The following is a 25,155-nucleotide window of genomic DNA, read 5'->3' as shown; positions in this document are numbered from 1 at the left end:
CGGAAGGTTCAGTGCAAGTGGCTGGTACAACTTTTGCTCAGGCTTGCGCCATGTACTGGTGCGTTAGCCCGTGCCAGTGCGCTGAAGCTGGGCGCAGGCCCGTAAAACCTTAACCCAAATAATTAAAACCCGCGAAGCGGGGCTTCGTTTGCCCGTTCTGGTGCACCAAAGCGGTTCATCGACCTGTATTCGGTCGTTGGTCCGTTTCAACTTGGTGCGTTTGTGAGGTGAGCGAACCGGCTTGGTGCTTTTTTCAACTTTTTCAGGTCTGCCAACACCATGGAAGATATGCAAAGTGCCGTGGACAGTCTGGTCCACAGCTCCAACACGCTGTTCATCCTGCTCGGCGCGGTCATGGTCCTGGCCATGCATGCCGGCTTCGCGTTCCTGGAGGTGGGAACGGTCCGGCAAAAGAACCAGGTCAATGCGTTGTCGAAAATCCTCAGCGATTTTGCGGTCTCGACCCTGGCCTATTTCTTTGTCGGCTATTGGATTTCCTACGGCGTGACCTTCCTGCAACCGGCAGCGGTGCTCAATGTCGATCATGGCTACAGCCTGGTGAAGTTCTTCTTCCTGCTGACCTTTGCTGCGGCGATCCCAGCCATCATTTCCGGCGGTATTGCCGAGCGCGCGCGGTTCGCCCCGCAGTTGTGCGCCACGGTGCTGATCGTGGCGTTTGTCTATCCGTTTTTCGAAGGTTTGGTCTGGAACGGCAATTTCGGCCTGCAGGCGTGGCTGCAAGCCCGGTTCGGCGCCAGTTTCCATGACTTCGCCGGTTCCGTGGTGGTGCATGCCATGGGTGGGTGGCTGGCGCTGGCCGCCGTGCTCTTGCTCGGCCCGCGTAATGGCCGCTACCGGGACGGTCGCCTGGTGGCGTTCGCGCCTTCGAGCATTCCATTCCTGGCCCTGGGCTCGTGGATCCTGATTGTCGGCTGGTTCGGCTTCAACGTGATGAGTGCCCAGACCTTGCCAGGGGTAAGCGGGTTGGTCGCGATCAATTCGTTGATGGCGATGGTGGGCGGTACCGTGGCGGCATTGATTGTCGGGCGCAATGACCCAGGTTTCCTGCACAACGGCCCGCTGGCCGGGCTCGTGGCCGTCTGCGCCGGTTCCGACCTGATGCACCCGGTGGGTGCGCTGGCCACCGGTGCCATTGCCGGTGCCCTGTTTGTCTGGTGCTTCACGGCAGCCCAGGGCAAATGGAAGATCGACGATGTGCTCGGCGTCTGGCCGCTGCATGGGCTGTGCGGGGTTTGGGGCGGCGTTGCCTGTGGCGTCTTTGGCCAGAGTGCCTTGGGCGGCCTGGGTGGGGTCAGCCTGATCAGCCAGTTGATCGGCACGGCGCTGGGCGTGGTCATCGCCCTGGCCGGTGGGTTCGCGGTTTATGGCGCCATCAAGGTTGTGCTGGGGCTGCGCCTGACCCAGGAAGAAGAGTATTACGGCGCCGACCTGTCGATTCACAAGATCGGCGCGGTCAGCCAGGACTGATCGCTGCATTAGTGGTCGCTTAAGGCTCCTTGTCTTGGTTGCCAGGGTAAAAACCGTGGAGCAGGCGGTAGCGGTCGTGGCGGACCTGATCCACGTGATGCCGGACCTGCTGTTCAGGCAGGCCGAGCATGATCAAGGCGTGGGAGGCCAGCATCAGGCTCGACTCCAACAGCTCGGGGACCACTTCGCTGGCCCCGGCCGCCTGCAACTCGGCCAGTTGGCTGTCGTCACGGGTGCGCACCAGAATCGGCACCTGTTGGTTGATCCGCCGGGCCGCCTGGAGCACGGTGATGGCGATGTCGGTCTTGTCCACCGCGATCACCAGCAGCCGGGCGCGGTTCAAGCCAACGGCGGTGAGCAAGTCCCCTCGTCGGGAATCGCCATAATGCACGCAGTTCTCGCCGACGGTGGCTTCCTGGATGATCACCGGGTCGTCATCCAGGGCGACGAACGCCTGGCCTTCGCGACGCAGGAAGCGTCCGATGGATTGGCCGACGCGTCCGTAGCCGCAAATCACCACATGATTCGACAACCCGGCATTGAGTGCGCTGATCTGGTCCAGTTGTGCCTCTTCGTTGGGTTTGCGATGCAGGCGTGCGGCGATGCGTGGCGCCGCGCGCAACAGCAACGGGGTCAGCAGCATCGAGCAGAACGTCGCAGCCAGCAGCAGGCCGCTGATGTCGGCGGGCATGAGTCGGTTCTGCTGCATCAGCGCCATCAAGGCAAAGCAGAATTCGCCGCCCTGGGCCAAGGCCAGGCCGCTGCGCCAGGCGGTTTCACGGTCGCTGCCGCGCCATTTCACCAGGACGGCGACCACGCAGCCCTTGATGAGCATCAAGCCGAGGGTCAATCCCAGGATCAACAGGCCATCATCAAGGAACAGTTGCAGGTCGATCAGCATGCCGATGCTGACAAAAAACAGCCCCAGCAGGATGTCACGGAACGGGCGTATATCGGCCTCGATCTGATGCCGGTAGTGGCTTTCCCCCAGCAGCATGCCCGCCAGGAAGGCGCCCAGGGCCGGCGATAATCCGAGCAGGTGGGTCAGCCATGCCGTCAGCAGCACGATCACCAGGGCCAGCAGCACGAACAGTTCCGCGGACCGGGACGCCGCCACTTCATGGAACAGCCGTGGCAGCAGCAATCGGCTGGCCAGCAGCAGGCCGCCAAACAACACCAGGGTCTTGCCCAGGGTCAGGGGCAGCGCCCAATACCATGGGTGCTCGCTACTGCCGGCGAAGACCGGCACCAGGGTCAACAGCAGCACCGCGACAACGTCCTGGAACAACAACACACCGATGGCGTTCTGGCCGTGGCTGCTGAAGATCTCGCCCAGGCTGGTCAACTCCTTGCTGACAATGGCCGTGGAGGACAAGGCCAGCCCGGCGCCGAGCAGCAACGCGGCGATCGCTGGGGCGCCGCATAAAGCGAGCAATCCTGCCAGCAGCGCTCCCGAGCACAGCACCTGCAGGCTGCCCAGGCCGAACACGACCCGGCGCAGTTCGAGCATTTTCGACAGGGAAAACTCCAGGCCCAACGAGAACAGCAGGAACACCACCCCAAGCTCGGCCAGGTCTGGCAATTCTTCGCTGTCGTTGACCCAGTCCAGCGCGGTAGGGCCGACCGCCAGCCCGACGCAGAGATAACCCAGCACCGGTGGAAGGCGCAGCCGCCTGAACAGGGCGATGACCACCAGGGACGAGGCGAGGATGATCAGCAGGTTGGCAAACAAGGGGAACTCCGTTTCAAGGTACAACGCACAGCGTAGAAGGGAAAACGCGACAAGCGTCGCTGGAAAAGCATTTGCGTTCAGTGATTTGCATCAGCGTTTTACCGAAACACCCTGAAGCGAGCCAGCGACTCGACGGTTTTCCGAGGCGAGCCTAGAATGACCGTCTATCTTTTTTGGGTCTACCCGCCATGCCTCCTGAATGCCAATTGTTCGGTACCCTGGGGTGCCATCTTTGCGAAGTCGCCGAAGCTGAACTGATGCCTTTGGTCGAACATGGATTGTTGGTGGAATTGGTGGACATTTCAGAACGTGAAGACTGGGTCGAGGACTATGGGCTGCGTATTCCCGTGCTGCGCAGGCTGGATACCGGTGCCGAGCTGGACTGGCCCTTCGATACCGAACAGATCGTGACATTCCTCCGTTGAACGGCTCGTTCGTCAGTTCCTGACACTGTGGTTGGCGAAAATATCGCGCTTCGGTTACTGTATGCCCATACAGCTATCTGGAGTGCACCCCTTGGTCAATGTCGAACAACTGAAAGCCAGCGTAAACAGGATGTCCGCGGACGTTGTGCATGAGGCGGTCCTGGAGCTTCGCCTGGATGGCTTGGTGACCGAAGGCAAGACACCCTTCAATAAACTGCACTTCAATACCTGCTTCGCCGAAATCGAAGCGTTGTTCCAGCGCGCCGGCTATCACAAGCAGTTGGATGTGGTGGGTTACCAGGGCTTGCTGTACGCGCTCTACGATCCGGGTCGCTGGGAGGCGGTGGACGTACTGCGCTGGTTGAAAGAGTTCACCGAAGCGGCGGCAAAACCGACGTCGGCCACGGCGTAAAGCAATCATCGCTGGGCTGGCTGGGGCGACTGTCGGATAATGCCGGCATGCCAAATATCCAAGAGTTTTTAATGTCCGGTTCATCGTTTTCCGCCGCTCAGCATCAGGCCAGTACGTTGTACCTGCCGCCCGGTTCCTGGCCGACGGTGTTGGAATGCCTGTGCGAGCATTTCAGCGCCATCAGCCGTGAACAGTGGCTGGACCGGATCGCCCGGGGCCGGGTATTGGACGCGGAGGGCAAGGCGATCCCTGTCGACTTGCCGTACCGCGAAGGTTTGCGCATCCACTACTTCCGGGAAGTACCCGACGAGAAACCGATTCCGGTGGTGGAGTCGATCCTATACGCCGACGAGCACCTGGTGGTGGCAGACAAACCGCATTTTCTGCCCGTCACTCCGGCGGGCGAGTATGTCGAGCAAACCTTGTTGCGACGGTTGATCCGGCGGCTGGACAATCCGCATCTGGTGCCCCTGCACCGCATCGATCGGCATACGGCCGGGCTGGTGTTGTTTTCGGCCAACCCGCAAACCCGTTCGGCGTATCAGTCATTGTTCCCGACACGGCGAATCGAGAAACGCTACCAAGCCATTGCCCGTGCGTTGCCTGGGTTGAACTTTCCCCTGGTGCATAAAAGCCGGATGATTGATGGCGAACCGTTCTTCCGGATGCAGGAAGGGCAGGGCGAGCCCAATACCGAAACGGCCATTGAAGTGTTGGAAAGGAAGGGTGAGTTGTGGCGTTATGGCTTGTATCCGGTTACGGGTAAGAAGCATCAATTGCGGGTTCACATGAATGCCCTTGGGGCGGGGATCTGCAATGATCCGTTTTATCCGGATGTGCTTCGGGATGTTGAGGATGATTATGCCAATCCTTTGAAATTGCTGGCTCAGGGGTTACGTTTTGTTGATCCGGTGAGTGGTCGGGAGCGGGTGTTCGAGAGTGGTATTTCGTTGCAGTGGTAGTTGGTTTAGAACCCGCTATAACTGCGTGAAGTTTTGATTTTTTCGTTAGGAGCAAGAGCAGGGCACACGCTGGTATCTATGTGGCCGAGCCACCGCTATCGCGAGCAAGCTCGCTCCCACATTGGATTTTCAGCAGGCCCAAGGCCCATGTGCACCGCACAACCTGTGGGAGCGAGCCTGCTCGCGAAGAGGCCGGCCCATCCAACGCCACCGCAAACTGACACACCGCTTTCGCGAGCAAGCCCGCTCCCGCAGGGGTAACACGGTCTCACCAATAACCAGGTCGGCTAGCCTAAAACCAAAACCAAGCCCCAAAAAAAACCGGCGCTTCCCTCTTCAGGAAGCGCCGGTTTTTAACAACATCGGGCAGCAGCGTTACAGATTACAAATCCTTAACGGTACGAACCTGATCCTTGTTCACGCGAGTCTGCTTGCCATCCAGTTGTTCGAATTCGTAGAAGCCGCTTTCTTCATCGAAATGTGGGGTATCGACGGCCTGGATTTCGCGACCGTCATTCAAGGTGATCACCGTTGGCGAAGCGCACCCGGCAAGGGTGGCGAGGCCCAGAGCGAGCATGAACGTGGCGAGGGTCCGTTGTGTCATGGTGTTTCTCCGAAATGGATTCTTCAAGTTACTGACCTTCAGACGTATACATTGCGCGCAAGTTCCTGGCTAGTGTCAATCTGACACGCCTTTATGTCGGGCCAATAGTTCCGGGGTGTTCAGATTGGCCAGTCGCGGATCATCGGCAGGGCATTGCAAGGCAACGGCGTGCAGCGCGCGCATGATGCGGCCGGGGCTGCGTTCGCCTTCGCTCCAGGCCTGTTCGAAGCGTGCTGCCAGGGTCAACGGGATGACGCACAGCAGCGGTTCCCAATGCGCGCCGTGGCGCACCATCAACGGTTGGTCGGGGTGCTGGCTGGCCGTCCTGCACATATTGTCGAGCAGGCTTGCGTCGATTTGCGGCACGTCGCATGGCAGCACCAGTAGATACGGGTATCTCGCGGCCTTCAGACCTGCGCGGATGCCCGCCAATGGCCCGGGAAAATCACCTTCCTCATCGTGCACCAACTGATCGGCATACGGCGCATAACGTTGCGCATTGCGGTTGCAGGAAATGATCAGGTCATCGCTCATGGCGCGGGTCTGGCGATGGAGATGGGCAATCAGCGGTTCCCCTTGCCATTGCACCAGCCCTTTGTCCTGGCCGCCCATGCGTTGTCCGCGCCCACCGGCCAGGAGCAGAATGGAGCAGGATGGCAGTGGCGTTTCCGAGGTCATGGCGTGTCTCCGCACGGGCGAAAAAATGAAGCGCTGTGATATAACACCGGGCTGTTTCCTTCACAACTGGACGAGCCTATGAAAGCCAAGGCTGATGTACCTTTCGTGCCGCTCAATATCGCGGTGCTGACAGTCAGTGACACCCGTACCCTGGAAACCGATACGTCCGGGCAGGTCTTCGTCGATCGGCTCACGGCGGCGGGTCACAACCTGGCGGCACGGGTCCTGCTCAAAGATGATTTGTACAAGATCCGAGCACAAGTCGCGACCTGGATTGCCGAGGACGTGGTGCAAGTCGTGCTGATCACCGGCGGCACCGGTTTCACGGGGCGTGACAGTACGCCGGAAGCCGTCACGTGCCTGCTGGACAAGCAGGTCGATGGCTTTGGCGAGTTGTTCCGGCAGATATCCGTGGCCGACATCGGCACTTCCACTGTGCAGTCCCGTGCGCTGGCCGGCCTAGCCAATGGCACGCTGGTATGTTGCCTGCCAGGGTCGACCAACGCGGTGCGTACCGGATGGGATGGGATCCTGGCCGAACAATTGGATGTGCGGCATCGGCCATGCAACTTTGTGGCTCATTTGAAACAGGCAGCCCCTTGTGAATCCCGTGGGTAAACCGGGTAAGGCCGGCGCCTTGATGGCCGTTGAGGTGGCGCTGGAACGGCTGCTCAAGATGGCGGCGAGCACACCGATTGTCCAACGCGAGCGTTTGCCGTTGGCCGAGGCATCAGGGCGAGTGCTGGCCGAGGACCTGGTATCGACCCTTGACTTGCCGCCATGGCCCAACAGCGCCATGGACGGCTATGCCTTGCGGCTGGCGGACTGGAGCGGCGAGCCGTTGGTGGTCAGCCAGCGGATTTTTGCCGGGCAGGCGCCGGAGCCGCTGGCCGCTGGCACGTGCGCGCGGATCTTCACGGGGGCGCCAGTCCCTGCTGGCGCTGATTGCGTCGAGATGCAGGAAAATGCCGTGGTTGAAAGCGACCAGCGGGTGCGGTTTACCGAGCCCATGGTCAGTGGACAGAACATTCGTCCTCAAGGACAGGAGACCACCGTTGGCGAGCAGGTCCTCTCTGCCGGCACTCGCCTGGGGCCGATCGAGCTGGGCTTGGCGGCGTCCTTGGGCTGCGCATCGCTGGACGTGGTGCGCAAGGTCCGCGTCGCCGTTCTGTCCACGGGTGATGAGCTGGTTGAGCCCGGCCAGGCACTGGGGCCTGGTCAGATCTATAACAGTAACCGCGTGCTGCTGTGTGGTTGGCTACAACGCCTGGATTGTGAGGTGGTTGATGCCGGTATTCTGCCCGACGATTTGCCTGCCACCCGCGAGCGTCTGGCGCAGTTGTCGGATGTCGATCTGATCCTGTCCACCGGTGGTGTCTCGGTGGGGGAGGCGGACTTCCTCGGCATCGCCTTGCGTGAGGACGGTGAGCTGACACTGTGGAAGCTCGCCATCAAGCCAGGTAAGCCGCTGACGTTCGGGCATTACCGTGGCGTGCCGGTCATAGGCCTACCTGGAAATCCCGCGTCGACCCTCGTGACGTTCGCACTGCTGGCAAGGCCTTACCTGTTGAGACGCCAAGGCGTTCAGTCGGTGACGCCGCTCAAGTTCAAGGTGCCGGCCGGTTTCGCCTGGCCGAAGGCGGGCAGTCGCCGAGAATACCTGCGAGGCCGCATGGAGAATGGTCGAGCGGTCATCTACCGGAATCAGAGCTCGGGGGTCCTGCGCAGCGCGGCCTGGGCCGAAGGATTGGTCGAAGTGCTCGAAGGACAGACGCTGGTGGAGGGTGACGAAGTGGGCTTCATCCCCTTGAGCGAAGTCCTGGGCTAGCATGCCTACCAGTTGTTCTCCGGCCCGAGTGGGACGCTCGGGCCGTTGCGCGCCTCACCTTATCGCGTGAGCAGTATCACCAACTGATCGAATCGGTTGTTGGCGACCCAGCCCAGCAGGCCGAGCACCACCGCCGCGGCGCCAGCCGAATAGGCCAGCCTGTGGCGGATCACCTTGACGTCGGTACGAATTTCATCCATGTCTTTACGGATGTATTTGAGGTGGGTTTCCAGTTCAACGACGCGCGGTTCCAAATCAATTCCTCCAGCGGGATTACTGCAACTTTTGCATTCGTTTCGAGTATCGGCCTGCCCGCTTCCAAAGGACGCGAGCTGCCGGGGAGACAGCTTGTATTCACGGTTATGCATGGGACGGTCCATCCCCATAACTGTTCGAGCGAGTGATCCGGCCCCTGCGGGCCGTAACGTATCCATCCATGGGAGCATGCTTCCTTGTGTGGTGAGGTTTAAGCGATCCAGCAAAACATGAACCCAAGGTGTCTCAATACCACTGGAGGGTCAATTGAGCTGATTCGCCAGATCCTGTAAGAAAACTCTTCGAATCAGGGCGCGTTGATCGGACGAGCCGTCCTGCGCTTCTAAAATAATGAGGTGTACTGGGCTTTTTCGCTCGAATGAGCGGTCCCATGCCTGAACCTTCCAATGACGGAGACCACGATGAGCAAAGGCAAGGCGCTGTTGATTTTGCATGGCAAGCAAGCGCTCAACGAAGAGGTTCGCTCGGCCGTGATGCTCAAGCGCGAGCAGGGCTGGGACTTGGCGGTACGGTTGACCTGGGAAGCCGGTGATGCCCAGCGCTGGGTCGATGAAGCGCTGGCTGCCGGATATACGCGACTGATCGCTGGCGGCGGTGATGGGACCTTGCGTGATATCGCCGAAGCGATCGCTCATAAGTCCAGCGATGCCAGCCTGGTCCTGTTGCCGCTGGGCACGGCCAACGATTTCGCCCGGGCGGCCGGTGTGCCGCTGGAACCTGCGCAAGCCATGGATTTATTGGACGTTGCGCCGCGGGCCGTTGACGTGGGCGAAGTCGGCGGGCGGATTTTCCTGAACATGGCCACCGGTGGTTTCGGCAGCCAGGTGACGGCGAACACCTCCGAGGACCTCAAGAAGGTCCTGGGCGGCGCTGCCTATCTGTTCACGGGCCTGTCGCGATTCAGTGAGCTCAGTGCCGCCTATGGTGAGTTGCAGGGGCCCGATTTCCACTGGCAGGGCGATTTGCTCGCGCTGGGCATCGGTAATGGCCGGCAGGCGGGGGGAGGCCATGTGCTGTGCCCGGAGGCGTTGGCGGATGATGGATTGCTGGACATCAGCATCCTGCCGGCACCCCAGGAAGTGGTCAGCACCTTGAAGGACTTGCTCGCGGGCGGCCTGGGCATCGACAACATGTTTGTCCGCGCGCGCTTGCCCTGGGTGGAGATCAAGGTCGCGCAAGGCCTGGACATCAATCTCGATGGCGAGCCGTTGCAGGTCGATACCCTGCGCTTCACTGTCCGTCCAAAGGCGTTGCGGCTGCACCTGCCGTCCGATTCGCCGCTGTTGGGCGGCGCGACGGCGCTCAATCGTCCAGGCTGATGATTTGCTCGCGCACCGCGAACAGCACAAGGCCGGCCACGTCATGGATCTGTAGGCGCTTCATGATTTGCGCCCGGTGGGTTTCCACGGTCTTGATGCTCAGGTTCAGGCCGTTGGCGATTTCCCGGGTGGACTTGCCGCGCACGATCAGCCGCAGGATCTCCAACTGGCGTGCGGTCAGGTTATGGGTCTGGGCTGGGTCCGGCTGATGTTTCTGGACACGGGTCAGCGCCTGGTTGATCACGGTATGGGCGATGGCCGGGCTCAGGTAGCGTTCGTTGTTGCGCAGCGCCTCCAGGGCGTGTTTCAGCTCAGTGGCGGTGGTGTCCTTGAGCAGATAGCCATGGGCTCCGTATTCCAGCGCCTGCATGATCAGCGCCGGATCCGTATGCATCGACAGGATGAGCACCTTGCTGTGGGGGCGCACCCGCTTGAGCTGCTGCAAGGCGTCCAGGCCACTGGTGTCCTTCATGGAAATGTCCAGCAGCACGATGTCGGGGTTCAGTCGTTCCACCAACTCCACCAAATGCGTGCCGTCATTGGCTTCGCCGATCACGGCATAACCTGGGATATCCATGACCAGGGCTCGTACGCCGGCCCTGATCAGGGAGTGGTCATCTACCAGAAGCAAATTACAAATCAAAGGAGAACCTTATTCTTACTGGCTCGTTCCAGGGCACGCGGCGCCCAGGGAAAGCGTGCTTCGATGTGCGTGCCTTTGCCGGCCTCGCTGATGACCTTGAGGGTGCCGCCTAATTGTTCGACCCGCTCCGACATGCCGGCCATGCCCCGTTGACCTTCACGAGCGGGGTGGCTGGCGGGCGCAAAACCCAGGCCATCGTCGCTGATCAGCAGGGTCAGGCCGTCGGGCAAGCGTTGCAGGCGTACCAGCAGATTTGTCGCCCGGGCATGGCGCAAGATATTGGTGACCGCTTCCTGGGTGATCCGGAACACCGCCACCGACATCTCCTCCGGGATGCCCGTCATGCGCTGCTGGCAATCGAGGCTCCACTTCACCGGGACGTTGGCCAGGGTCTTGAGCAGATGCGCCCGCAGACTGGCTTCAAGCCCGAGACTGGTCAGTTCCCGCGGATTGAGGATCGCCGATACATCACGGACCTTGTTGAGGGTTTCGTCCAGGGTCTCGCACAGGAGTGCGCACTGGTCTTGCAATTCTTCCGGCATCCGCCGCTTGAGCCATTCGCCTTGCAGTTTCGCCGCGGTCAGCAACTGGCCAATGTCGTCGTGCAATTCACGGCTGAGCCGATGGCGCTCATTCTCCTGGACCTCCAGCAGCCGGTCGGCCAGCTCCTGGGGCTGGAACTTGATGGATTTGCGCGACAATCGATGGTGGATCCAGACACAGCTCAAGGCCGCGACGTTCAGGGCCAGCAGGCCCAGCGGCACCGTGTGGGCGTACAGATAGGCCAGCAGGCAGCCGAGGGTCGAGCAGATGCACAGTAGTAATGTGAAGCGACGGGCGTTATCTCGGGAAGGAGGCCAGGTGATAAATGACTTGAGGCTGGCGTGCATAGCGGATGGAGCCAATGAATGTTCGCTGCGGGCAGGCCGGTCAGCGCATCTGACAAGCCGGGTCGGGTAAACGTTTCAGGTCGAAGGCAGCTTCGGTCGGCGGCTTTTACGGCGCTGTCTTGAAGTGGCTGACGCAGGAGATAGTACCACTTCGCCTATCGTGGGTCGCGCTCGGCATGGTGCCGTGAACGGGCTAAAGCGCAGGCTAATTGCCATCAGATCAGGCTTGTTTCTGGGGGTAGGACACCAACGCCAACGGACGTGACGCGGCCAATGCCTGGCCGGGACTTTGGCCTACCTGGAAAGCGAATGCCTCAATCAAGGAGGTCTGCTCGCTGCTGTCCAGACCCAACTGGCCGGTGGTGTGATCGACCAGCTCCAATTGCCAGGCCATCAGGGTGAAGCAATCCTTCAAGGCTTCCAGGGCCTGATCATGTAATTCCATGTTTTGCGCGTGGCTGAGCAAACCATGGATGTGCATGGAAAACTCCGAAACGGCTTCCAGCGCCAGGGCATTGGCTTTGTTCGACAGCTTCAGCAAGGTGCTGAGCATGCAATCGATGGCGTCCTTGTCGTTGTTGATCAATTGCAGATGGCTCAGGCATTCCTCCGACTTGGCCAGCAGCGTCTCGGCCTCGATCAGAAATTCGGGAAGACGTTGATTCCAGTTTCTACGATCGTTCGGCATGCTTATCTCCACAACATCATGTCAGGCGAAAGGAAACCGCGTATGGCGAACGGCTGGATCTCAAGGACGACCGCGGGCGGACGCACGACGACACGCCCGAGCCGTTGCGCGAAGGCGAGTTCGCAAACGATTGCACGGATGGGATCGGCCGAAAGGCAGCAGGTCCGATGTCCTGTGGTCGCGCACAAAAGCCTGACTCCGTTCAGCAATGAGAATGGCGTCACATTAATGGCTATTGGAAAGCGGGAATATCAGGTTGGACCTGATTGTACCTAGGGGAATCCCTTAGGCAGCGGAACTTAGTGCGCAAACCGGAGTCGCGCAGCGGGAAAAACGGGGAATGAGATCGTGAAGCCAGTAAAACATGATGTTAATGTGATATCAATTCCCCGCGCTGTATTTTATCTGGGGTCAAGATTCGGCTCGTGCCGCCGATAGCTGTTTTATTGGATTCATCCGAACAAGCCCAGGAGTCATCGATGGCCGGCATTCTCGACACAGTAGATCAACGAACCCAACTGGTGGGTGAGAATCGCCTGGAAATTCTCATGTTTCGCCTGGCGGGTCGACAGCTTTTCGCCATTAACGTGTTCAAGGTCCAGGAAGTCCTGCAACTGCCGAAGCTGACGTTGATGCCGCAACGTCACCCGTTCGTGTGCGGTGTGGTCAATCTGCGTGGCCAGACGCTGCCGGTGATCGACCTGTCCCAGGCCATTGGCATGCGCCCGTTGGTGCCGGGCGCCAACAGCACCATTATCGTGACTGAATACAACCGCTCGGTGCAGGCATTCCTGGTGGGCGGCGTCGACCGCATCGTCAACATGAACTGGGAAGCCATCCTGCCGCCGCCGACCAGTGCTGGCCGCGAGCACTACCTGACGGCCATCAGCAAGGTGGACGATCAGTTGGTGGAAATCATCGACGTGGAGAAAGTCCTGGCCGAAATCGTGCCGTACAACGCCAAGGTCTCCCGGGACAAACTCGAAGATCCGGTGCTGGAACGTGCCCGCGGCCGCGAAGTGTTGCTGGTGGACGACTCCAATGTGGCGCTCTCGCAACTGCGCGACACCTTGGGTCAACTGGGCGTGAAAATGCACATTGCCAGCGACGGCCTGAAGGCGCTGAACATGCTCAAGGCCTGGGCCGATACCGGCGAGGTCATGACCGATAAATTGCTGATGATCTTCACCGACGCGGAAATGCCGGAAATGGACGGCTACCGCCTGACCACCGAAATCCGTAACGACCCGCGTTTGCGCGGGCTCTATGTCGTACTGCACACCTCGCTGTCGGGCAGCTTCAACGACTCGATGGTCAAGAAGGTTGGCTGCGACAATTTCCTCTCCAAATTCCAGCCGGACAAGCTGGTCGACGTCGTGCGCCAGCGGTTGATGCTCGACTGAAACCGATGGTGGTTTGCTTCAATGGCCGGCTCGTATAAGGTGGCATTTTTTTGCCCCCGGGGAAGTTGAGCATGTTGCGGCTGAGCGCGCTGTATCGGTATCCGTTGAAGTCCGGCAAGGGCCAGCCCTTGTCGGAAATCGGCCTGGACAAGCTCGGGCTGGACGGCGATCGGCGCTGGATGCTGGTGGACGAGGGCACGGGGCGATTCCTGACCCAGCGCGCCGTGGCGAAGATGAGCCAGCTTTCGGCCTTGTGGAACGAGGCGGGGGGCCTGACGCTCAGTGCGCCCGGCCATGGCGCCATCGACGTGTCGTTGCCACCTACCCAGGAAGAGCAGCGGCGCGGTGTGATCATCTGGCGTGACACCTTGCGTGTGCCGGATGCCGGTGACGAGGCCGCGGCCTGGGTCAGTGAATTCATCGGCAACCCTACGCGGCTGGTGCATGTGCCGGTGGAGCTGGCGCGCACCACCGCAGCCGGTTATGGCAAGGACGACGACAAGGTCGCCTTTGCCGATGGTTTCCCCTTGCTGCTAATTGGCCAGGCCTCGTTGCAGGACCTGTCGAGTCGGGTCGGTCGTTCGCTGGAAATGTTGCGCTTTCGTCCCAACCTGGTGGTCGAGGGCAGCGAAGCGTTTGCCGAGGACGGGTGGAAGCGTATTCGTATCGGCGAGGTGGAGTTCCGGCTGGTCAAGCCCTGCTCGCGGTGCATCATGACCACGGTCGATCCGCAAACCGGCGAGCGCGATCCGAATCGCGAACCCTTTGCCACGCTGCAGCAATACCGTTCGACACCGGACGGCGCGATGTTCGGCCAGAACCTGGTCAACGACAGCAACGGTCGGCTTGAAGTCGGCATGCCGGTTGAGGTGCTTGAGTAAAAAGCGCCGTGAATAAAAATGTGTGGCGAGGGAGCTTGCTCCCGCTGGGCTGCGAAGCAGCCCCTAGAACTGCCACCTCGGCGTGTCAGGCCGATTGTGCTAAGCCTTTTGGGACTGCTGCGCAGTCCAGCGGGAGCAAGCTCCCTCGCCACAGGTTGTCGTCGGCTTAGCCGCGGTACTCACACAGGTACGCTGTGTCGACAGCCACTTTGAGCTGGAACTTGCTGTTGGCCGGTACATTGAACTGGCTGCCGGCCTCGAAGGTTTCCCAGTCGGTGCTGTCGGGCAGCTTCACGGTCAGGGCACCGGAGACGACGTGCATGATTTCCCGTTGGGCCGTGCCGAACTCATATTCGCCCGGAGCCATGACGCCGATGGTCGCTGGGCCTTCGGCAGTGCCAAAAGCGATCGACTTGACGGTGCCGTCGAAGTACTCGTTGACTTTGAACATGGGCGATTCCTCGAAAAAGGGGCTGAAAAAGGCCGGCCAGTATGCACAAGGCTGCAACATTCGTCATCTGCCGCGCCGGGCGGCGGACACCGCTCAACCCGGCAGCACCAAGGGCAACAACCGCGCGGTATTGCGGGCATCTTCCAGGGCTCGGTGCTGTTGACCGCAGAATTGCAGGCCAGCCAGTTGCAGTGCGCCATTGAGCCCCAGCGGTCGTTCCAGCCGACGGGCCTTGGCGAAGCGTTGCTTGAGGTTCATGTGCGGCACTTGGCCGAGGACACTGTGTAACCGCTGTTGCTGCCATTCCTGCAGCAGTTGCTTGCGGTCGTAGTCGCCCCAACTGACCCAGCTTTCCAGCTTCGGATGATACGGCGCCAGCCAGCGCTCGAACGCCGGCCAGACTTCGGTCAAGGGCTCGGCGCTGTCGATATTGGCCTGGGTAATATGAGTCAGTTCACGACAGAAAGGCGTGAGCAGCGGGCGTCTCAGGGGCCGCACGAAGCGCTGGAAATGATCCACTTCGCGGCCGTCACGATTCACCAGCGTGGCGCCGATTTCGATAATTTCCATTTCGGTTACCGGCCAGCCACCCTCATCGGTGGTGGCCTCCAGATCAATCACCAGCCAGTGAGGCATCGCAGGGTTCCCGGTATCGGCGTGCTGATGGGTTTGAGCGTAGTCAAACCCCGGGCATCCGACTAGTGGGCTGTTTCGACACGCAACAAAACCTGACGGTTTTTCACTTGGTCACCCCGCTTGACCTGCAATTGCCTGACCACGCCGTCGACGCCGGCCATGAGTGGATGCTCCATTTTCATCGCTTCGAGCACCATCAGCAGTTGGCCTTGGCGCACCGTGCTGCCTTCGCTGACCAGCACCTCGACAATGGCGCCGTCCATGGGCGCCTTGAGCGTTGCGTCGCTGGCGGTGGCCTTGGCGGTGACCGGAGCCAGGGTCCGGTCTTGCAGGTGCAGGCTGCCGGGGCGGGTGGACAGCCAGAGATCGTGGCCATCGAGGCGCCAGGCCTGGCGCTGGCGAATCCCATCGATCATCAGCGACGCGCCATTGGCGTCAACGTCGAGCAGCCTCAGTTCGACCAGGCGTTCGGCACTGCGGATGTTCAAGGTCCCGTCGATTTCGGCCTCAAGGGCCAGCGTCCAGTCGTGTTCACCGAAGCCAATCCTATAATGCCGCGCCGTGCCGACGCTGTTGCGCCACCCGCCCAGGCCGGGGGCATGCCGTGCCTGTGAGGCCTGATAAAACGCTGCCGTGGCGATGGCCAGTTGCTCGGTCGAGGGCTCAATGGGCAGTAGTGCGGGATGATTGGCAAAGTGCTGACCGATGAAACCGGTACCGAAGTCGCCGTCGATGAAGCGCGGATGCGCCAGCAAGCCGGCGAGCAAGCGCTGGTTGCTCTGGACGCCCAGCAGCACGCAATCTTCCACCGCCCGGAGCAATTTGCGCCGGGCGTCTTCGCGGGTGGCGCCATGGGCGATGAGTTTGCCCAACATCGAATCGTAGAACGGTGTGATGGCCTGGCCTTGCAGCAGGCCATGGTCGATTCGCACGCCGTCCTGTATCGGCGGCTCCCAACCGATCAACCGCCCGGCCTGGGGCAGGAAATCCTTCGCCGGGTCCTCGGCGTACAGCCGCACTTGCAGGGCATGGCCGCTAAACGTCACCTGATCCTGACGCAACGGCAGCGGCTTGCCGGCGGCGACATCCACCTGCCAGGCCACCAGGTCCAGGCCAGTGATCAACTCGGTGACGGGGTGTTCGACCTGCAAGCGCGTGTTCATCTCCAGAAAGTAAAATCGACCGTCCGTCGCGAGCAGGAACTCCACGGTCCCGGCACCCACGTAATTCACGGCATGCCCTGCTTTGAGTGCTGCCTCGCCCATGGCCCGGCGCAGGTCGGCGGTCATGACCGGGCAGGGCGCCTCCTCGATGATTTTCTGGTGGCGCCGCTGAATCGAGCAGTCCCGTTCCCCCAGGTGGATCAGTTGACCGTGATGGTCGCCGAAGATCTGCACTTCCACATGCCGTGGATCGATCAACGCCTGTTCAAGAATCAACTCGTCGCTGCCAAAACCGTGCAAGGCTTCCGAGCGTGCGCTGCGCAATTGCTCGAGCATGTCTTCGGGGCCCTGGACCAGGCGCATGCCACGACCGCCGCCACCGGCGCTGGCCTTGATCATCAGCGGGTAGCCGATGCGCTCGGCTTCGCGTTGCAGTGTGTCGTCGTCCTGGGCCGCGCCCTGGTAACCGGCGATGCAGGGAACACCGGCTGCGAGCATGGCGATTTTCGCGCGACGCTTGCTGCCCATCAGGTCGATGGCCTGGGGGCTGGGGCCGATGAAAACCATGCCGGCTTCTTCGCAGGCTTGGGCGAACCCGGCATTTTCCGAAAGAAAGCCGTAGCCGGGGTGGATCGCGTCGGCGCCGCTGCGCCGGGCTGCGTCGAGTATGGCCAAGGGATTGAGGTAGGACTGTTGCACCGGGGCCGGGCCGATCAGCACGGCTTCATCGGCCATGCGCACGTGCAGCGCATCGGCGTCGGCCTCGCTGAACACCGCTACCGTGCGGTAGCCCAGGGCCTGGGCGGTGCGCAGGATGCGACAGGCGATTTCGCCGCGGTTGGCGATGAGGAGTTTGCTGAAGGTGGGCATGGAAGCATTCCTGGCGTTTTGAGCTGTCTGTTCGGGCCCTTTCGCGAGCAAGCCCGCTCCCACAGTTGACCGAGATCATCAGGTAGTCCCAGTTCAATGTGGGAGCGGGCTTGCTCGCGAAGCTTTTCAAACTCCACAACCGAGCGGACAGGGCGCTCACTTGTTCTTCCCCGGCAAAATCCCCATGAGCTTGCAGATGATGCCCAGCATGATCTCGTCCGCACCGGCGCCGATGGACACCAGCCGTACGTCGCGATAGGCCCGGGCGACCGGGTTGTCCCACATGAAACCCATGCCGCCCCAATATTGCAGGCAACTGTCGGTGGTTTCCCGGGCCAGGCGCCCGGCCTTGAGCTTGGCCATGGACGCCAGCCGCGTGACGTCCTGGCCGTTGATGTACTGCTCGGTGGCCTGGTAGACCAGCGCCCGCAGGCATTCGATCTCGCTGGCCAGTTCCGCCAGGCGAAAGTGGATCACCTGGTTGTCGATCAGGGCCGTGCCGAAGGTCTTGCGTTCCTTGCAGTACGCGATGGTGCTGTCGATGCACTGTTCCAGGCCCTTGAGCATGTTGGCCGCGCCGAACAGGCGTTCCTCCTGGAATTGCAGCATCTGCATCATGAACCCGGCGCCTTCCTGGCCAATGCGGTTGCGTTGTGGCACGCGCACGTCGTCGAAAAACACCTGGGCGGTTTCGGAGCTGCGCATGCCGAGTTTGTCCAGGTGCTGTCCGAGGCTGATGCCGGGGCTGTCCATCGGCACCATGATCAGCGATTTGTTGACGTGGGGCTTGTCGTCCGAAGTGTTGGCCAGCAGGCAAATGAAATCGGCGCTCGGCGCATTGGTGATCCACATCTTGCTGCCGTTGATGACGTAGTCGTCGCCATCCTTGCGCGCGGTGGTCTTGAGCCCGGCGACGTCGGAACCGGCGCCGACTTCCGAGACGCCGATGCAGCCCACCTGTTCACCGCGAATGGCCGGGCCCAGGAATGCGTCACGCAACTCATCGGAGCCGAACCGGGCCAGGGCCGGGGTGCACATGTCGGTCTGCACGCCAATGGACATCGGCACACCGCCGCAATGAATGGTGCCGAATTCCTCGGCCGCGACGATCGAATAGCTGTAGTCCAGGCCCATGCCGCCGAATGCCGTCGGCTTGGAAATGCCCAGCAGGCCCAGCTCGCCAGCCTTGCGGAAAATCGCGTGGATGGGGAAACGTCCAGCGCGCTCCCATTCGTCGACGTAGGGGTTGATGTCGCGGTCGACAAATTGGCGAACGGTGCGCCGCAGTGCTTCATGTTCTTGGGTGAAGATCATTCTTATTGTTCTCCTGGAGTCAGCGCTCAGAAACGGGCCACGCCAAAGCTGTTGGCTTGCAATGGCCGCTGTTCGGCCTCGTGACAGATGTCCAGCAGGTAGCCCAGCAATGTGCGGGTGTCACGCGGGTCGATGAGCCCGTCGTCCCACAGGCTGGCGCTGCCGTAGAGGGCGGTGGATTGGCTGTCGAGTTTCTGCGCGGTGGTGTGCTCGAGCAGGTCCAGCATCTTCGGGTTGGGACTCAGGCCGTTCTTGAGTTGCGTGGCCTCGGTGATCATCCGCAGGACCTTGCCGGCCTGGACGCCGCCCATCACGGCGGTGTGGCTGTTGGGCCAGGCGAAGATGAAGCGCGGATCAAGCCCGCGGCCGCACATGGCGTAGTTGCCGGCGCCGTAGGAACCGCCTACGACGACGGTCAGCTTGGGCACCCGGGCATTGGCCACGGCCTGGATCATCTTGGCGCCGTGCTTGATCACCCCTTGTCGCTCGGACTCGGTGCCGACCATGAACCCGGTGGTGTTGTGCAAGAACAGCAATGGCGTGCGGCTCTGGTCGCACAGCTGGATGAACTGCGCGGCCTTGCTGGCGCCCTGGGGCGTGATGGGTCCGTTGTTGCCGATCAGGCCACAGGCATGGCCGCGAATGTGCAGGTGGCCGCAAATCGTCTGGGCGTCGAATTCGCTTTTGAAAGCCAGGAAGTTCGAGCCGTCGGCGATGCGGGCGATGATTTCCCGCACGTCATAGGGCTTCTTCGGGTCGTCGGGCACCAGGCCCAATAATTCGTCGGCGGGGTAGAGCGGCTCGGTCCAGGTTCGTTCGGGTTGTGGCGGCAGTTGTGCGTTCCAGGGCAGCAGGCTGAGGATTTCCCGGGCCAGGCGTACGCCGTCGGCGTCGTTCTCGGCCAGGTATTCGGCGGTGCCGGCCACCTGCGCGTGCATCAGCGCACCACCCAGTTCCTCCTCGCTGGCCACTTCGCCGGTCGCCGCCTTGAGCAACGGCGGCCCGGCGAGGAACAACCGCGCCTTATCGCGCACCACCACCACGTAGTCCGACAAACCCGGCTGATAGGCCCCGCCGGCCGTGGCCGAGCCATGCACCACGGTGATCTGCGGCAGGCCCATGGCCGACATACGTGCCTGATTGGCGAAGCAGCGTGCGCCTTCGACGAAAATCTGCGCGGCGTAATTGAGATTGGCGCCGCCACTTTCGGCCAGGGTGATGACCGGCAGTTTGTTTTCCATGGCGATCTGTTGCAGGCGCAGGGTCTTGAGCAAGCCGCTGGGGGAAATCGTGCCGCCCTTGATCGCGCTGTTGTTGACCACCACCAGCACCCGCGTCCCGGACACGTAGCCGATCCCGGCGATCAGGCCGCCGCCGGCCTGGCTGCCATCCTTGTCGTCATGGAGTTTGTAGCCGGCCAGGCTCGCCAGCTCAAGAAATGGCGCGCCGGGATCCAGCAGCAGGTTCAGGCGTTGGCGCGGCAGCAGTTGGCCGCGCCGCTCGAATTTGCCCTGGGCCTGGGCCGCTTTCTCCACCACGGCCTGTTCGAGCTGGCGCAGTTGTTCGACGCCGGCCCGCATCGCCGTGTAATGGCGTGCGAAGTCAGCGCTGTGGGGATCCAGGTGCGATTCGATGACCGGCATGCAGACTCCTCGTGTTGGAACGGATTAGCCGAACCCCTGTGGCGAGGGAGCTTGCTCCCGCTGGGTTGCGCAGCGACCCCGGCTTTTTTGCGATTGCTGCGCAATCGAGCGGGAGCAAGCTCCCTCGCCACAGGTTTCACAGGTGCTGCTGATCGTTCATTTGCCATGGCGACCGTCCTTAGCCGACCTGATCGGCAACGTGTTGCGGCACTGGTATCTGGATCTCCAGCAATTGCTGGGCGAACGCCTTGCCCTGGGGGTCGATGCGCAGGCTGGCGACACCGCCGCCACCGAGGGCGTTTTCCAGCAGGAAATTCAAACTGTGGGTGCCCGGCAGGTACCAGCGTTCGACCCGGCCCAACTGCGGGTCGAGCACGTGGCTCATCCAGTCGACCATCGCCTCCGGCGTCAGCGCTTCGGCGATCCAGGGCAGGTATTCGGGCTCGCGGGCAATCACGCCAATGTTGCTGTGGTTGCCCTTGTCGCCAGAGCGCGCCACCGCCAGTTTGATCAGCGGCACGCTGGCGTCGGCCCGGCCCTGGGGCTTGGGCAGGTCCGGGGCGACCGGCAGGCCGGTGATGTCCAGCGGTTCGAGGGCGGGCAGGGGACACGGGTGGCGCTGGCCGTCAAACTCGATGTCGAGCCGGCAAGTGGCTTTGTCGATCAGGAACGAGAACAGGCGAATCAACGGCGACACCGTCGGCCGGCCACCGACCAGGCCGGTCAGTCCCGGCGCCATGCCGGTGGCGGCCTGGGCGATTTCCCTGGAAAAGAGCACCAACGGTTGTTTGTCCGGGTGTCGTACCGCCAGTTTGATGACCACCTCACGGCTGTCCCGGCGCTGGCCGTGTGGGCCGTAAGTGGCTTCGCTGCCCAGCAGTTCGATGTTCACTTCGCTGAAGGGCGCCCAGCCACGCTGGCGCAATAGCTGCGAGGTCTTGGCGAGGAGCGCCTGGCTGACCCGTTCAGCCTTGGCCACGGCATCGATGCCGGCGATCAGGCACGTGGCGGTGCAGCGCCAGCCGTCCAACCAGGTGGCGCAGACCTTGTACCGGTCGCTGGGCGGCAGGCCCTTGGCCCCATGGACACGCACGGCGTGCTTGCCCTGCTGGGTCAATCTGACCTGGCTGAAATCACAGATCACGTCCGGCAGCAGGTAACCTTGCGGATCGCCGATTTCGTAGAGCAACTGCTCGCCAACGGTCAGCGGCGTGACCAGTCCACCGCTGCCTTCGGGCTTGGTGACGATAAATTGGCCGTCGGCGCTGGCTTCGACGATGGGGAAGCCAATGTGCTCGAAATCCGGCACTTGCTGCCAGTCGGTGAAATTGCCGCCGGTGCACTGGGCACCGCACTCAATGAGATGCCCCGCCAACGCGGCCTGGGCCAATCTATCGTAATCGTCCCAGGCCCAGCCGAACTCATGCACCAGGGCGGCGCTGACCACGGCGCTGTCCACCACCCGCCCGGTGATCACCACATCGGCGCCCAGGCGCAACGCTTCGACGATACCGGGCGCGCCGAGGTAGGCATTGATGGACACGCACGCGGGCGGCAGGGGCTCGCCGCTGGACATCTCGCTGATGCCTTGGGCGGCGAGCCGTTCGCCTTGCGGTTGCAGGTCATCGCCCAGCAGCACGGCGATTTTCAGTGGTACGCCGGCCTGATCGCAGGCAGCTTGCAAGGCGCTCGCGCAGGCCTGGGGATTGACTCCGCCGGCGTTGCTGACGACGCGGATCCGGTCGTCATGCAATCGCTTGAGCAGCGGGGCGAGGACCTCGATGAAGTCCGTGGCATAGCCGCTCGACGGGTCCTTCAAGCGCGCTCCGGCCATGATCGACATCGTCACCTCGGCCAGATAGTCGAATACCAGGTAATCCAGCTTCCCGCCCTCGACCAGTTGCGCCGCCGCGGTGCAGGTATCGCCCCAAAAGGCACTGGCGCAACCGATACGGATCGTTTTTGGCATGGTGTTCCCTCCGGCAAAGGTGGTTCGAGACTACCAAGCAAGCGCTTGGTTTGTAAACGCTGTCCCGTACTTGTGGCCGAGCGCTTGCTTGGTTGCCTCGCTCGGCTTAAATTGCCCGCGCCACCGATGGTTTGACGGGCAATGGCGGCGCGTTGGTTGATCGACTGTAGGAGAGAATGGGTGGACGAGCAAAAAGCCTTGGACGTGATGCGTGAGCTGGTCGACAGCGGGCAACTGACCGACCCGGACAGTGCTCGCGGCAAACTGCTCCAGACCGCCGCCCATCTGTTTCGCAACAAGGGCTTCGAGCGCACCACGGTGCGCGACCTGGCCAGTGCCGTGGGCATCCAGTCGGGCAGCATCTTTCACCATTTCAAAAGCAAGGATGAAATCCTGCGGGCGGTGATGGAAGAAACCATCCGCTACAACACGGCGCTGATGCGCGCCGCCCTCGCCGAGGTCGACAGCGTACGCGGGCGGGTGCTGGCGCTGATCCGCTGCGAATTGCAGTCGATCATGGGCGGCACGGGCGAGGCCATGGCCGTGCTGGTCTACGAATGGCGTTCGCTTTCGGATGACGGACAGCGGCAGGTACTGGCCCTGCGTGACATTTATGAAGACTTGTGGCTGGAGGTTCTGGGCCAAGCCAAGGAGGCCGGGTATATTCGCGGGGACGTGTCCATTACTCGACGGTTCCTCACGGGGGCGTTGTCCTGGACCACCACCTGGTTTCGCGCCGAAGGCAACTTGAGTCTCGATGAACTGGCCGAGCAGGCCCTGATCCTGGTGCTTGAAGAAGAATAATAATCGAACGGTGCTTTGAAGGGCCGTGTGGCTGGCTAAGCGGCTGAAACCGCCTAGCTTGATTGTAGTGACGGGACTTTTGGGGAGTGGGTTATCTTGACGTTTTCGCCGATGGGGATGACCTCGCGTGTGCTACTGGCTGCTTTGGCCGCTTTCCTGGCGTTGCCGATCGAGGCGGCGCAACAGGTGCGGATCGGCGCGGCGCATTTTCCGCCCTATACCGTTCGTCCCGAGAACGGCGCCGACACCGGCCTGCTGCCGCAGATGGTGGAGGCTCTGAACCAGTCGCAAAGCGACTATCAATTCGTGCTGGTGCCGACGTCGATCCCGCGCCGCTTCAATGATTTCAAGCAAGGCCGGGTCGACATGGCGATTTTCGAGAACCCCGAATGGGGTTGGCAGGATGTGCCACACACTGCCGTGGACATGGGCCTGGAGGATGCGGAGGTCTTCGTCGCCCAGCGCCAGCCGGATCGCCAGCAAAGTTATTTCGCCGACCTCAGGGGCAAGCGCCTGGCGTTGTTCAGCGGTTACCACTACGCCTTTGCCCAATTCAACCCCGACCCCAAGTTCCTCGCCGGCCAATACAACGCCACGCTGACGTATTCCCATGACAGCAACCTGCTGATGGTGTTGCGCGGGCGGGCGGATATCGCCCTGGTGACCCGTTCGTACCTCAACGATTACGTGTTGCGCAACCCGGAAGTCGGCCCGCAATTGCTGGTCTCCGAACGCATCGATCAGGTTTACCACCATTACGCGTTGATCCGGCCACAGGCGCCCATTTCCAGTGAAGCGTTCGCGCAGTTGCTGCAAAAGCTGGGAGACAACGGTCAACTGCTGAAGATTTTCCAGCCGTACCAGATCCAGCTGGTGCCCACGCATTCCCATTGACGGTGACACTAAATTTCCCTTCCCGGCTCACGTCCCACGTTGACTACCGACGAATACGCGAGCCGCTCTTATGTCCAACCTCAACCAGCCGACGACGCTGCCCTTGCCCGGTGGTCGTCGCCTCGGCGCCGATGAAACCGAACGCCACCTGAGCCTGATGCTCGAGGGCGCGCCGCTGATCCGGCTGCGCCTGGTGCGCGGTCCCGAGTTGCATGTGCATTTACAGGAAATCAACGACCGTCCGATGGGCCCGGCGTTGTGGGCGGCCTGCTATTGGCTGTTCGCCCGCGATCCCGAGTGTCAGCGCCTGACCTGGCACCTCGACGAGCGCCCTGGTGAAGCCTTGCTCAGCGGTTTACTGACGGGCACCGAACGTGCCGGTGAATACCGCTGCGAGCGCACACTGTTCTGGCAATTGCCGCAGCCGTGGCTGGGGGAGTCGTTCAGCGGCAGTTACCCGCAACAGATGGTCATCACCGATGGTCGTCGCCATCCACGCCGGCCGATCAAGCCGCGCGGTGAGGTGTACCGGCGTTTCGATGCGCGGCTGGGGGCCTGGGTGTCCTTGCGCACCCTGGAAGTCGAGCAGGACCTGGAACGTTTCAACCGCTGGCAGAACAGCCCGCGGGTGGCGAGTTTCTGGCAGGAAGAGGGCAGCCTGGAGCAGCATCGCGAGTACCTGGGCAAGCTGCAGGCCGATCCGCGGGTCTTGACCCTGATCGGTTGCTTCGATGATCAGCCGTTCGCTTACTTCGAAGCCTATTGGGCCAAGGAAGATCGGATCGCGCCGTTCTATGAGGCCGACCACTATGACCGCGGCATCCATATGCTGGTGGGCGAAGAGCAGCACCGCGGGCCGCACAAGGTGGCGAGCTGGCTATCGGCGCTGGTGCACTACCTGTTTCTGGACGACCCGCGCACCCAGCGCGTGGTCGCCGAGCCCCGGGCCGACAATGCGCGGATGATCGGGCACTTGCATAACCAGTGCTTTCATTGCGAGAAGGAATTCGATTTTCCCCACAAGCGCGCGGCGCTGATGATCCTGGGACGTGAGCGGTTCTTTGATCGGTGTGGGTTGATGTGAGGTTTGGCGACATGTGAACTTCTGTGGGAGCGGGCTTGCTCGCGAAAGGGGCGGACCAGTCACCATTGATGTCGACTGTCAGGCCCCATTCGCGAGCA

At 61.7% G+C, this 25,155-nt stretch carries 25 protein-coding genes; 12 read left to right on the top strand and 13 right to left on the bottom strand.

Features of this window, described 5'->3' with window-relative positions; translation table 11 throughout:
• Positions 1 to 279 precede the first annotated feature (279 nt).
• A complete protein-coding gene (locus M1D99_RS21145) occupies positions 280 to 1,488 on the top strand; it encodes an ammonium transporter (RefSeq protein WP_458130730.1) in 1,209 nt (402 codons plus the stop codon).
• A 19-nt stretch (positions 1,489 to 1,507) separates the two neighbouring features.
• On the opposite strand, the gene M1D99_RS21140 is transcribed toward M1D99_RS21145, so the two are convergent.
• Positions 1,508 to 3,220 carry a cation:proton antiporter gene (locus tag M1D99_RS21140; RefSeq protein ID WP_434571518.1) on the bottom strand — a complete coding sequence of 571 codons (1,713 nt, stop codon included), beginning with the start codon at positions 3,218 to 3,220 and terminating at the stop codon, positions 1,508 to 1,510.
• 188 nt (positions 3,221 to 3,408) lie between these two features.
• Here M1D99_RS21140 and M1D99_RS21135 point away from each other — a divergent pair, with 188 nt between their 5' ends.
• From M1D99_RS21135 to M1D99_RS21125, 3 genes are all read left to right on the top strand, one after another.
• Positions 3,409 to 3,645 (top strand): glutaredoxin family protein, encoded by a 237-nt coding sequence (locus M1D99_RS21135; RefSeq protein ID WP_186705335.1) that lies wholly within the window; start codon positions 3,409 to 3,411, stop codon positions 3,643 to 3,645.
• A gap of 91 nt (positions 3,646 to 3,736) precedes the next feature.
• Positions 3,737 to 4,057, top strand: a complete 321-nt coding sequence (locus M1D99_RS21130; RefSeq protein WP_186705334.1) for a transcriptional regulator — start codon at positions 3,737 to 3,739, stop codon at positions 4,055 to 4,057.
• Between the two features lie 71 nt (positions 4,058 to 4,128).
• Entirely contained in the window at positions 4,129 to 5,019 is an 891-nt protein-coding gene (locus tag M1D99_RS21125) for a pseudouridine synthase (protein WP_434571516.1), read from the top strand.
• Between the two features lie 382 nt (positions 5,020 to 5,401).
• Here M1D99_RS21125 and M1D99_RS21120 read toward each other — a convergent pair whose 3' ends face one another.
• Both M1D99_RS21120 and mobA read right to left on the bottom strand, forming a co-directional pair.
• Positions 5,402 to 5,623: a YgdI/YgdR family lipoprotein gene (locus tag M1D99_RS21120; RefSeq protein ID WP_186705332.1), complete on the bottom strand. Its 222-nt coding sequence runs from the start codon at positions 5,621 to 5,623 to the stop codon at positions 5,402 to 5,404.
• A 75-nt stretch (positions 5,624 to 5,698) separates the two neighbouring features.
• Entirely contained in the window at positions 5,699 to 6,301 is a 603-nt protein-coding gene (gene mobA / locus M1D99_RS21115) for a molybdenum cofactor guanylyltransferase MobA (protein WP_458130729.1), read from the bottom strand.
• A gap of 78 nt (positions 6,302 to 6,379) precedes the next feature.
• Between mobA and moaB the strand changes: the two genes are divergently transcribed.
• Together moaB and M1D99_RS21105 are read left to right on the top strand one after the other, a co-directional pair.
• Positions 6,380 to 6,919, top strand: a complete 540-nt coding sequence (gene moaB, locus M1D99_RS21110) for a molybdenum cofactor biosynthesis protein B (RefSeq protein WP_053120541.1) — start codon at positions 6,380 to 6,382, stop codon at positions 6,917 to 6,919.
• A 22-nt stretch (positions 6,920 to 6,941) separates the two neighbouring features.
• Positions 6,942 to 8,129, top strand: a complete 1,188-nt coding sequence (locus M1D99_RS21105; RefSeq protein WP_434576579.1) for a molybdopterin molybdotransferase MoeA — start codon at positions 6,942 to 6,944, stop codon at positions 8,127 to 8,129.
• A 59-nt stretch (positions 8,130 to 8,188) separates the two neighbouring features.
• Here the strand turns inward: M1D99_RS21105 and M1D99_RS21100 are convergent, their stop codons facing one another.
• A complete protein-coding gene (locus tag M1D99_RS21100) occupies positions 8,189 to 8,497 on the bottom strand; it encodes a hypothetical protein (RefSeq protein WP_434571511.1) in 309 nt (102 codons plus the stop codon).
• 309 nt (positions 8,498 to 8,806) lie between these two features.
• Between M1D99_RS21100 and yegS the strand changes: the two genes are divergently transcribed.
• Entirely contained in the window at positions 8,807 to 9,724 is a 918-nt protein-coding gene (yegS, locus tag M1D99_RS21095; protein WP_434571509.1) for a lipid kinase YegS, read from the top strand.
• On the opposite strand, the gene M1D99_RS21090 is transcribed toward yegS, so the two are convergent.
• The 3 genes from M1D99_RS21090 to M1D99_RS21080 form a co-directional block, all read right to left on the bottom strand.
• Positions 9,708 to 10,367, bottom strand: coding sequence for a response regulator (locus M1D99_RS21090; RefSeq protein WP_186705329.1), 660 nt, complete (start codon positions 10,365 to 10,367; stop codon positions 9,708 to 9,710). The genes yegS and M1D99_RS21090 overlap by 17 nt on opposite strands.
• Positions 10,364 to 11,257 (bottom strand): sensor histidine kinase, encoded by an 894-nt coding sequence (locus tag M1D99_RS21085; RefSeq protein ID WP_186705376.1) that lies wholly within the window; start codon positions 11,255 to 11,257, stop codon positions 10,364 to 10,366. The genes M1D99_RS21090 and M1D99_RS21085 overlap by 4 nt, the downstream gene beginning before the upstream one ends.
• Positions 11,258 to 11,477: 220 nt before the next feature.
• Positions 11,478 to 11,945 carry a hypothetical protein gene (locus tag M1D99_RS21080; protein WP_250962339.1) on the bottom strand — a complete coding sequence of 156 codons (468 nt, stop codon included), beginning with the start codon at positions 11,943 to 11,945 and terminating at the stop codon, positions 11,478 to 11,480.
• A gap of 479 nt (positions 11,946 to 12,424) precedes the next feature.
• Here M1D99_RS21080 and M1D99_RS21075 point away from each other — a divergent pair, with 479 nt between their 5' ends.
• Together M1D99_RS21075 and M1D99_RS21070 are read left to right on the top strand one after the other, a co-directional pair.
• Entirely contained in the window at positions 12,425 to 13,348 is a 924-nt protein-coding gene (locus M1D99_RS21075) for a chemotaxis protein CheV (RefSeq protein ID WP_053120553.1), read from the top strand.
• Between the two features lie 71 nt (positions 13,349 to 13,419).
• Complete coding sequence (locus M1D99_RS21070; RefSeq protein WP_434571506.1) at positions 13,420 to 14,229, top strand: MOSC domain-containing protein; 810 nt, start codon at positions 13,420 to 13,422, stop codon at positions 14,227 to 14,229.
• Positions 14,230 to 14,395: 166 nt separating this feature from the next.
• Here the strand turns inward: M1D99_RS21070 and ppnP are convergent, their stop codons facing one another.
• The 6 genes from ppnP to M1D99_RS21040 all read right to left on the bottom strand — a co-directional run bounded on the left by ppnP (position 14,396) and on the right by M1D99_RS21040 (position 22,275).
• Complete coding sequence (gene ppnP / locus M1D99_RS21065) at positions 14,396 to 14,680, bottom strand: pyrimidine/purine nucleoside phosphorylase (RefSeq protein ID WP_014337306.1); 285 nt, start codon at positions 14,678 to 14,680, stop codon at positions 14,396 to 14,398.
• 93 nt (positions 14,681 to 14,773) lie between these two features.
• On the bottom strand, positions 14,774 to 15,316 hold the full coding sequence (locus M1D99_RS21060) for an exonuclease domain-containing protein (RefSeq protein WP_186705326.1): 543 nt from the start codon (positions 15,314 to 15,316) through the stop codon (positions 14,774 to 14,776).
• A 62-nt stretch (positions 15,317 to 15,378) separates the two neighbouring features.
• Positions 15,379 to 17,349, bottom strand: coding sequence for an acetyl/propionyl/methylcrotonyl-CoA carboxylase subunit alpha (locus M1D99_RS21055; protein ID WP_434571503.1), 1,971 nt, complete (start codon positions 17,347 to 17,349; stop codon positions 15,379 to 15,381).
• 156 nt (positions 17,350 to 17,505) lie between these two features.
• Positions 17,506 to 18,663 carry a citronellyl-CoA dehydrogenase gene (gene atuD / locus M1D99_RS21050; RefSeq protein WP_434571501.1) on the bottom strand — a complete coding sequence of 386 codons (1,158 nt, stop codon included), beginning with the start codon at positions 18,661 to 18,663 and terminating at the stop codon, positions 17,506 to 17,508.
• Between the two features lie 26 nt (positions 18,664 to 18,689).
• Complete coding sequence (gene atuC, locus M1D99_RS21045) at positions 18,690 to 20,306, bottom strand: geranyl-CoA carboxylase subunit beta (protein ID WP_434571499.1); 1,617 nt, start codon at positions 20,304 to 20,306, stop codon at positions 18,690 to 18,692.
• Between the two features lie 178 nt (positions 20,307 to 20,484).
• On the bottom strand, positions 20,485 to 22,275 hold the full coding sequence (locus tag M1D99_RS21040) for an acyclic terpene utilization AtuA family protein (protein ID WP_434571497.1): 1,791 nt from the start codon (positions 22,273 to 22,275) through the stop codon (positions 20,485 to 20,487).
• 180 nt (positions 22,276 to 22,455) lie between these two features.
• Here M1D99_RS21040 and M1D99_RS21035 point away from each other — a divergent pair, with 180 nt between their 5' ends.
• The 3 genes from M1D99_RS21035 (at position 22,456) to M1D99_RS21025 (ending at position 25,057) form a co-directional block, all read left to right on the top strand.
• Complete coding sequence (locus M1D99_RS21035) at positions 22,456 to 23,079, top strand: TetR/AcrR family transcriptional regulator (protein ID WP_434571495.1); 624 nt, start codon at positions 22,456 to 22,458, stop codon at positions 23,077 to 23,079.
• 117 nt (positions 23,080 to 23,196) lie between these two features.
• A complete protein-coding gene (locus tag M1D99_RS21030; protein ID WP_434576575.1) occupies positions 23,197 to 23,973 on the top strand; it encodes a substrate-binding periplasmic protein in 777 nt (258 codons plus the stop codon).
• A 70-nt stretch (positions 23,974 to 24,043) separates the two neighbouring features.
• Positions 24,044 to 25,057 carry a GNAT family N-acetyltransferase gene (locus M1D99_RS21025; protein WP_434571493.1) on the top strand — a complete coding sequence of 338 codons (1,014 nt, stop codon included), beginning with the start codon at positions 24,044 to 24,046 and terminating at the stop codon, positions 25,055 to 25,057.
• The last annotated feature ends 98 nt before the right edge of the window (positions 25,058 to 25,155 follow it).

It is taken from the genome of Pseudomonas sp. R3-41, assembly GCF_054161485.1.
This window is presented reverse-complemented; position numbering and strand designations above follow the sequence as displayed.

What these genes read in the sequence shown, in the direction of transcription:
- M1D99_RS21145 (WP_458130730.1), top strand. Translation starts at nt 280, where the DNA reads ATGGAAGATATGCAAAGTGCCGTGGACAGTCTGGTCCACAGCTCCAAC.
- M1D99_RS21135 (WP_186705335.1), top strand. Translation starts at nt 3,409, where the DNA reads ATGCCTCCTGAATGCCAATTGTTCGGTACCCTGGGGTGCCATCTTTGC.
- M1D99_RS21125 (WP_434571516.1), top strand. Translation starts at nt 4,129, where the DNA reads ATGTCCGGTTCATCGTTTTCCGCCGCTCAGCATCAGGCCAGTACGTTG.
- M1D99_RS21120 (WP_186705332.1), bottom strand. Translation starts at nt 5,623, where the DNA reads ATGACACAACGGACCCTCGCCACGTTCATGCTCGCTCTGGGCCTCGCC.
- mobA (WP_458130729.1), bottom strand. Translation starts at nt 6,301, where the DNA reads ATGACCTCGGAAACGCCACTGCCATCCTGCTCCATTCTGCTCCTGGCC.
- moaB (WP_053120541.1), top strand. Translation starts at nt 6,380, where the DNA reads ATGAAAGCCAAGGCTGATGTACCTTTCGTGCCGCTCAATATCGCGGTG.
- M1D99_RS21105 (WP_434576579.1), top strand. Translation starts at nt 6,942, where the DNA reads ATGGCCGTTGAGGTGGCGCTGGAACGGCTGCTCAAGATGGCGGCGAGC.
- M1D99_RS21100 (WP_434571511.1), bottom strand. Translation starts at nt 8,497, where the DNA reads ATGCATAACCGTGAATACAAGCTGTCTCCCCGGCAGCTCGCGTCCTTT.
- yegS (WP_434571509.1), top strand. Translation starts at nt 8,807, where the DNA reads ATGAGCAAAGGCAAGGCGCTGTTGATTTTGCATGGCAAGCAAGCGCTC.
- M1D99_RS21085 (WP_186705376.1), bottom strand. Translation starts at nt 11,257, where the DNA reads ATGCACGCCAGCCTCAAGTCATTTATCACCTGGCCTCCTTCCCGAGAT.
- M1D99_RS21080 (WP_250962339.1), bottom strand. Translation starts at nt 11,945, where the DNA reads ATGCCGAACGATCGTAGAAACTGGAATCAACGTCTTCCCGAATTTCTG.
- M1D99_RS21075 (WP_053120553.1), top strand. Translation starts at nt 12,425, where the DNA reads ATGGCCGGCATTCTCGACACAGTAGATCAACGAACCCAACTGGTGGGT.
- M1D99_RS21070 (WP_434571506.1), top strand. Translation starts at nt 13,420, where the DNA reads ATGTTGCGGCTGAGCGCGCTGTATCGGTATCCGTTGAAGTCCGGCAAG.
- ppnP (WP_014337306.1), bottom strand. Translation starts at nt 14,680, where the DNA reads ATGTTCAAAGTCAACGAGTACTTCGACGGCACCGTCAAGTCGATCGCT.
- M1D99_RS21060 (WP_186705326.1), bottom strand. Translation starts at nt 15,316, where the DNA reads ATGCCTCACTGGCTGGTGATTGATCTGGAGGCCACCACCGATGAGGGT.
- M1D99_RS21055 (WP_434571503.1), bottom strand. Translation starts at nt 17,349, where the DNA reads ATGCCCACCTTCAGCAAACTCCTCATCGCCAACCGCGGCGAAATCGCC.
- atuD (WP_434571501.1), bottom strand. Translation starts at nt 18,663, where the DNA reads ATGATCTTCACCCAAGAACATGAAGCACTGCGGCGCACCGTTCGCCAA.
- atuC (WP_434571499.1), bottom strand. Translation starts at nt 20,306, where the DNA reads ATGCCGGTCATCGAATCGCACCTGGATCCCCACAGCGCTGACTTCGCA.
- M1D99_RS21040 (WP_434571497.1), bottom strand. Translation starts at nt 22,275, where the DNA reads ATGCCAAAAACGATCCGTATCGGTTGCGCCAGTGCCTTTTGGGGCGAT.
- M1D99_RS21030 (WP_434576575.1), top strand. Translation starts at nt 23,197, where the DNA reads ATGACCTCGCGTGTGCTACTGGCTGCTTTGGCCGCTTTCCTGGCGTTG.
- M1D99_RS21025 (WP_434571493.1), top strand. Translation starts at nt 24,044, where the DNA reads ATGTCCAACCTCAACCAGCCGACGACGCTGCCCTTGCCCGGTGGTCGT.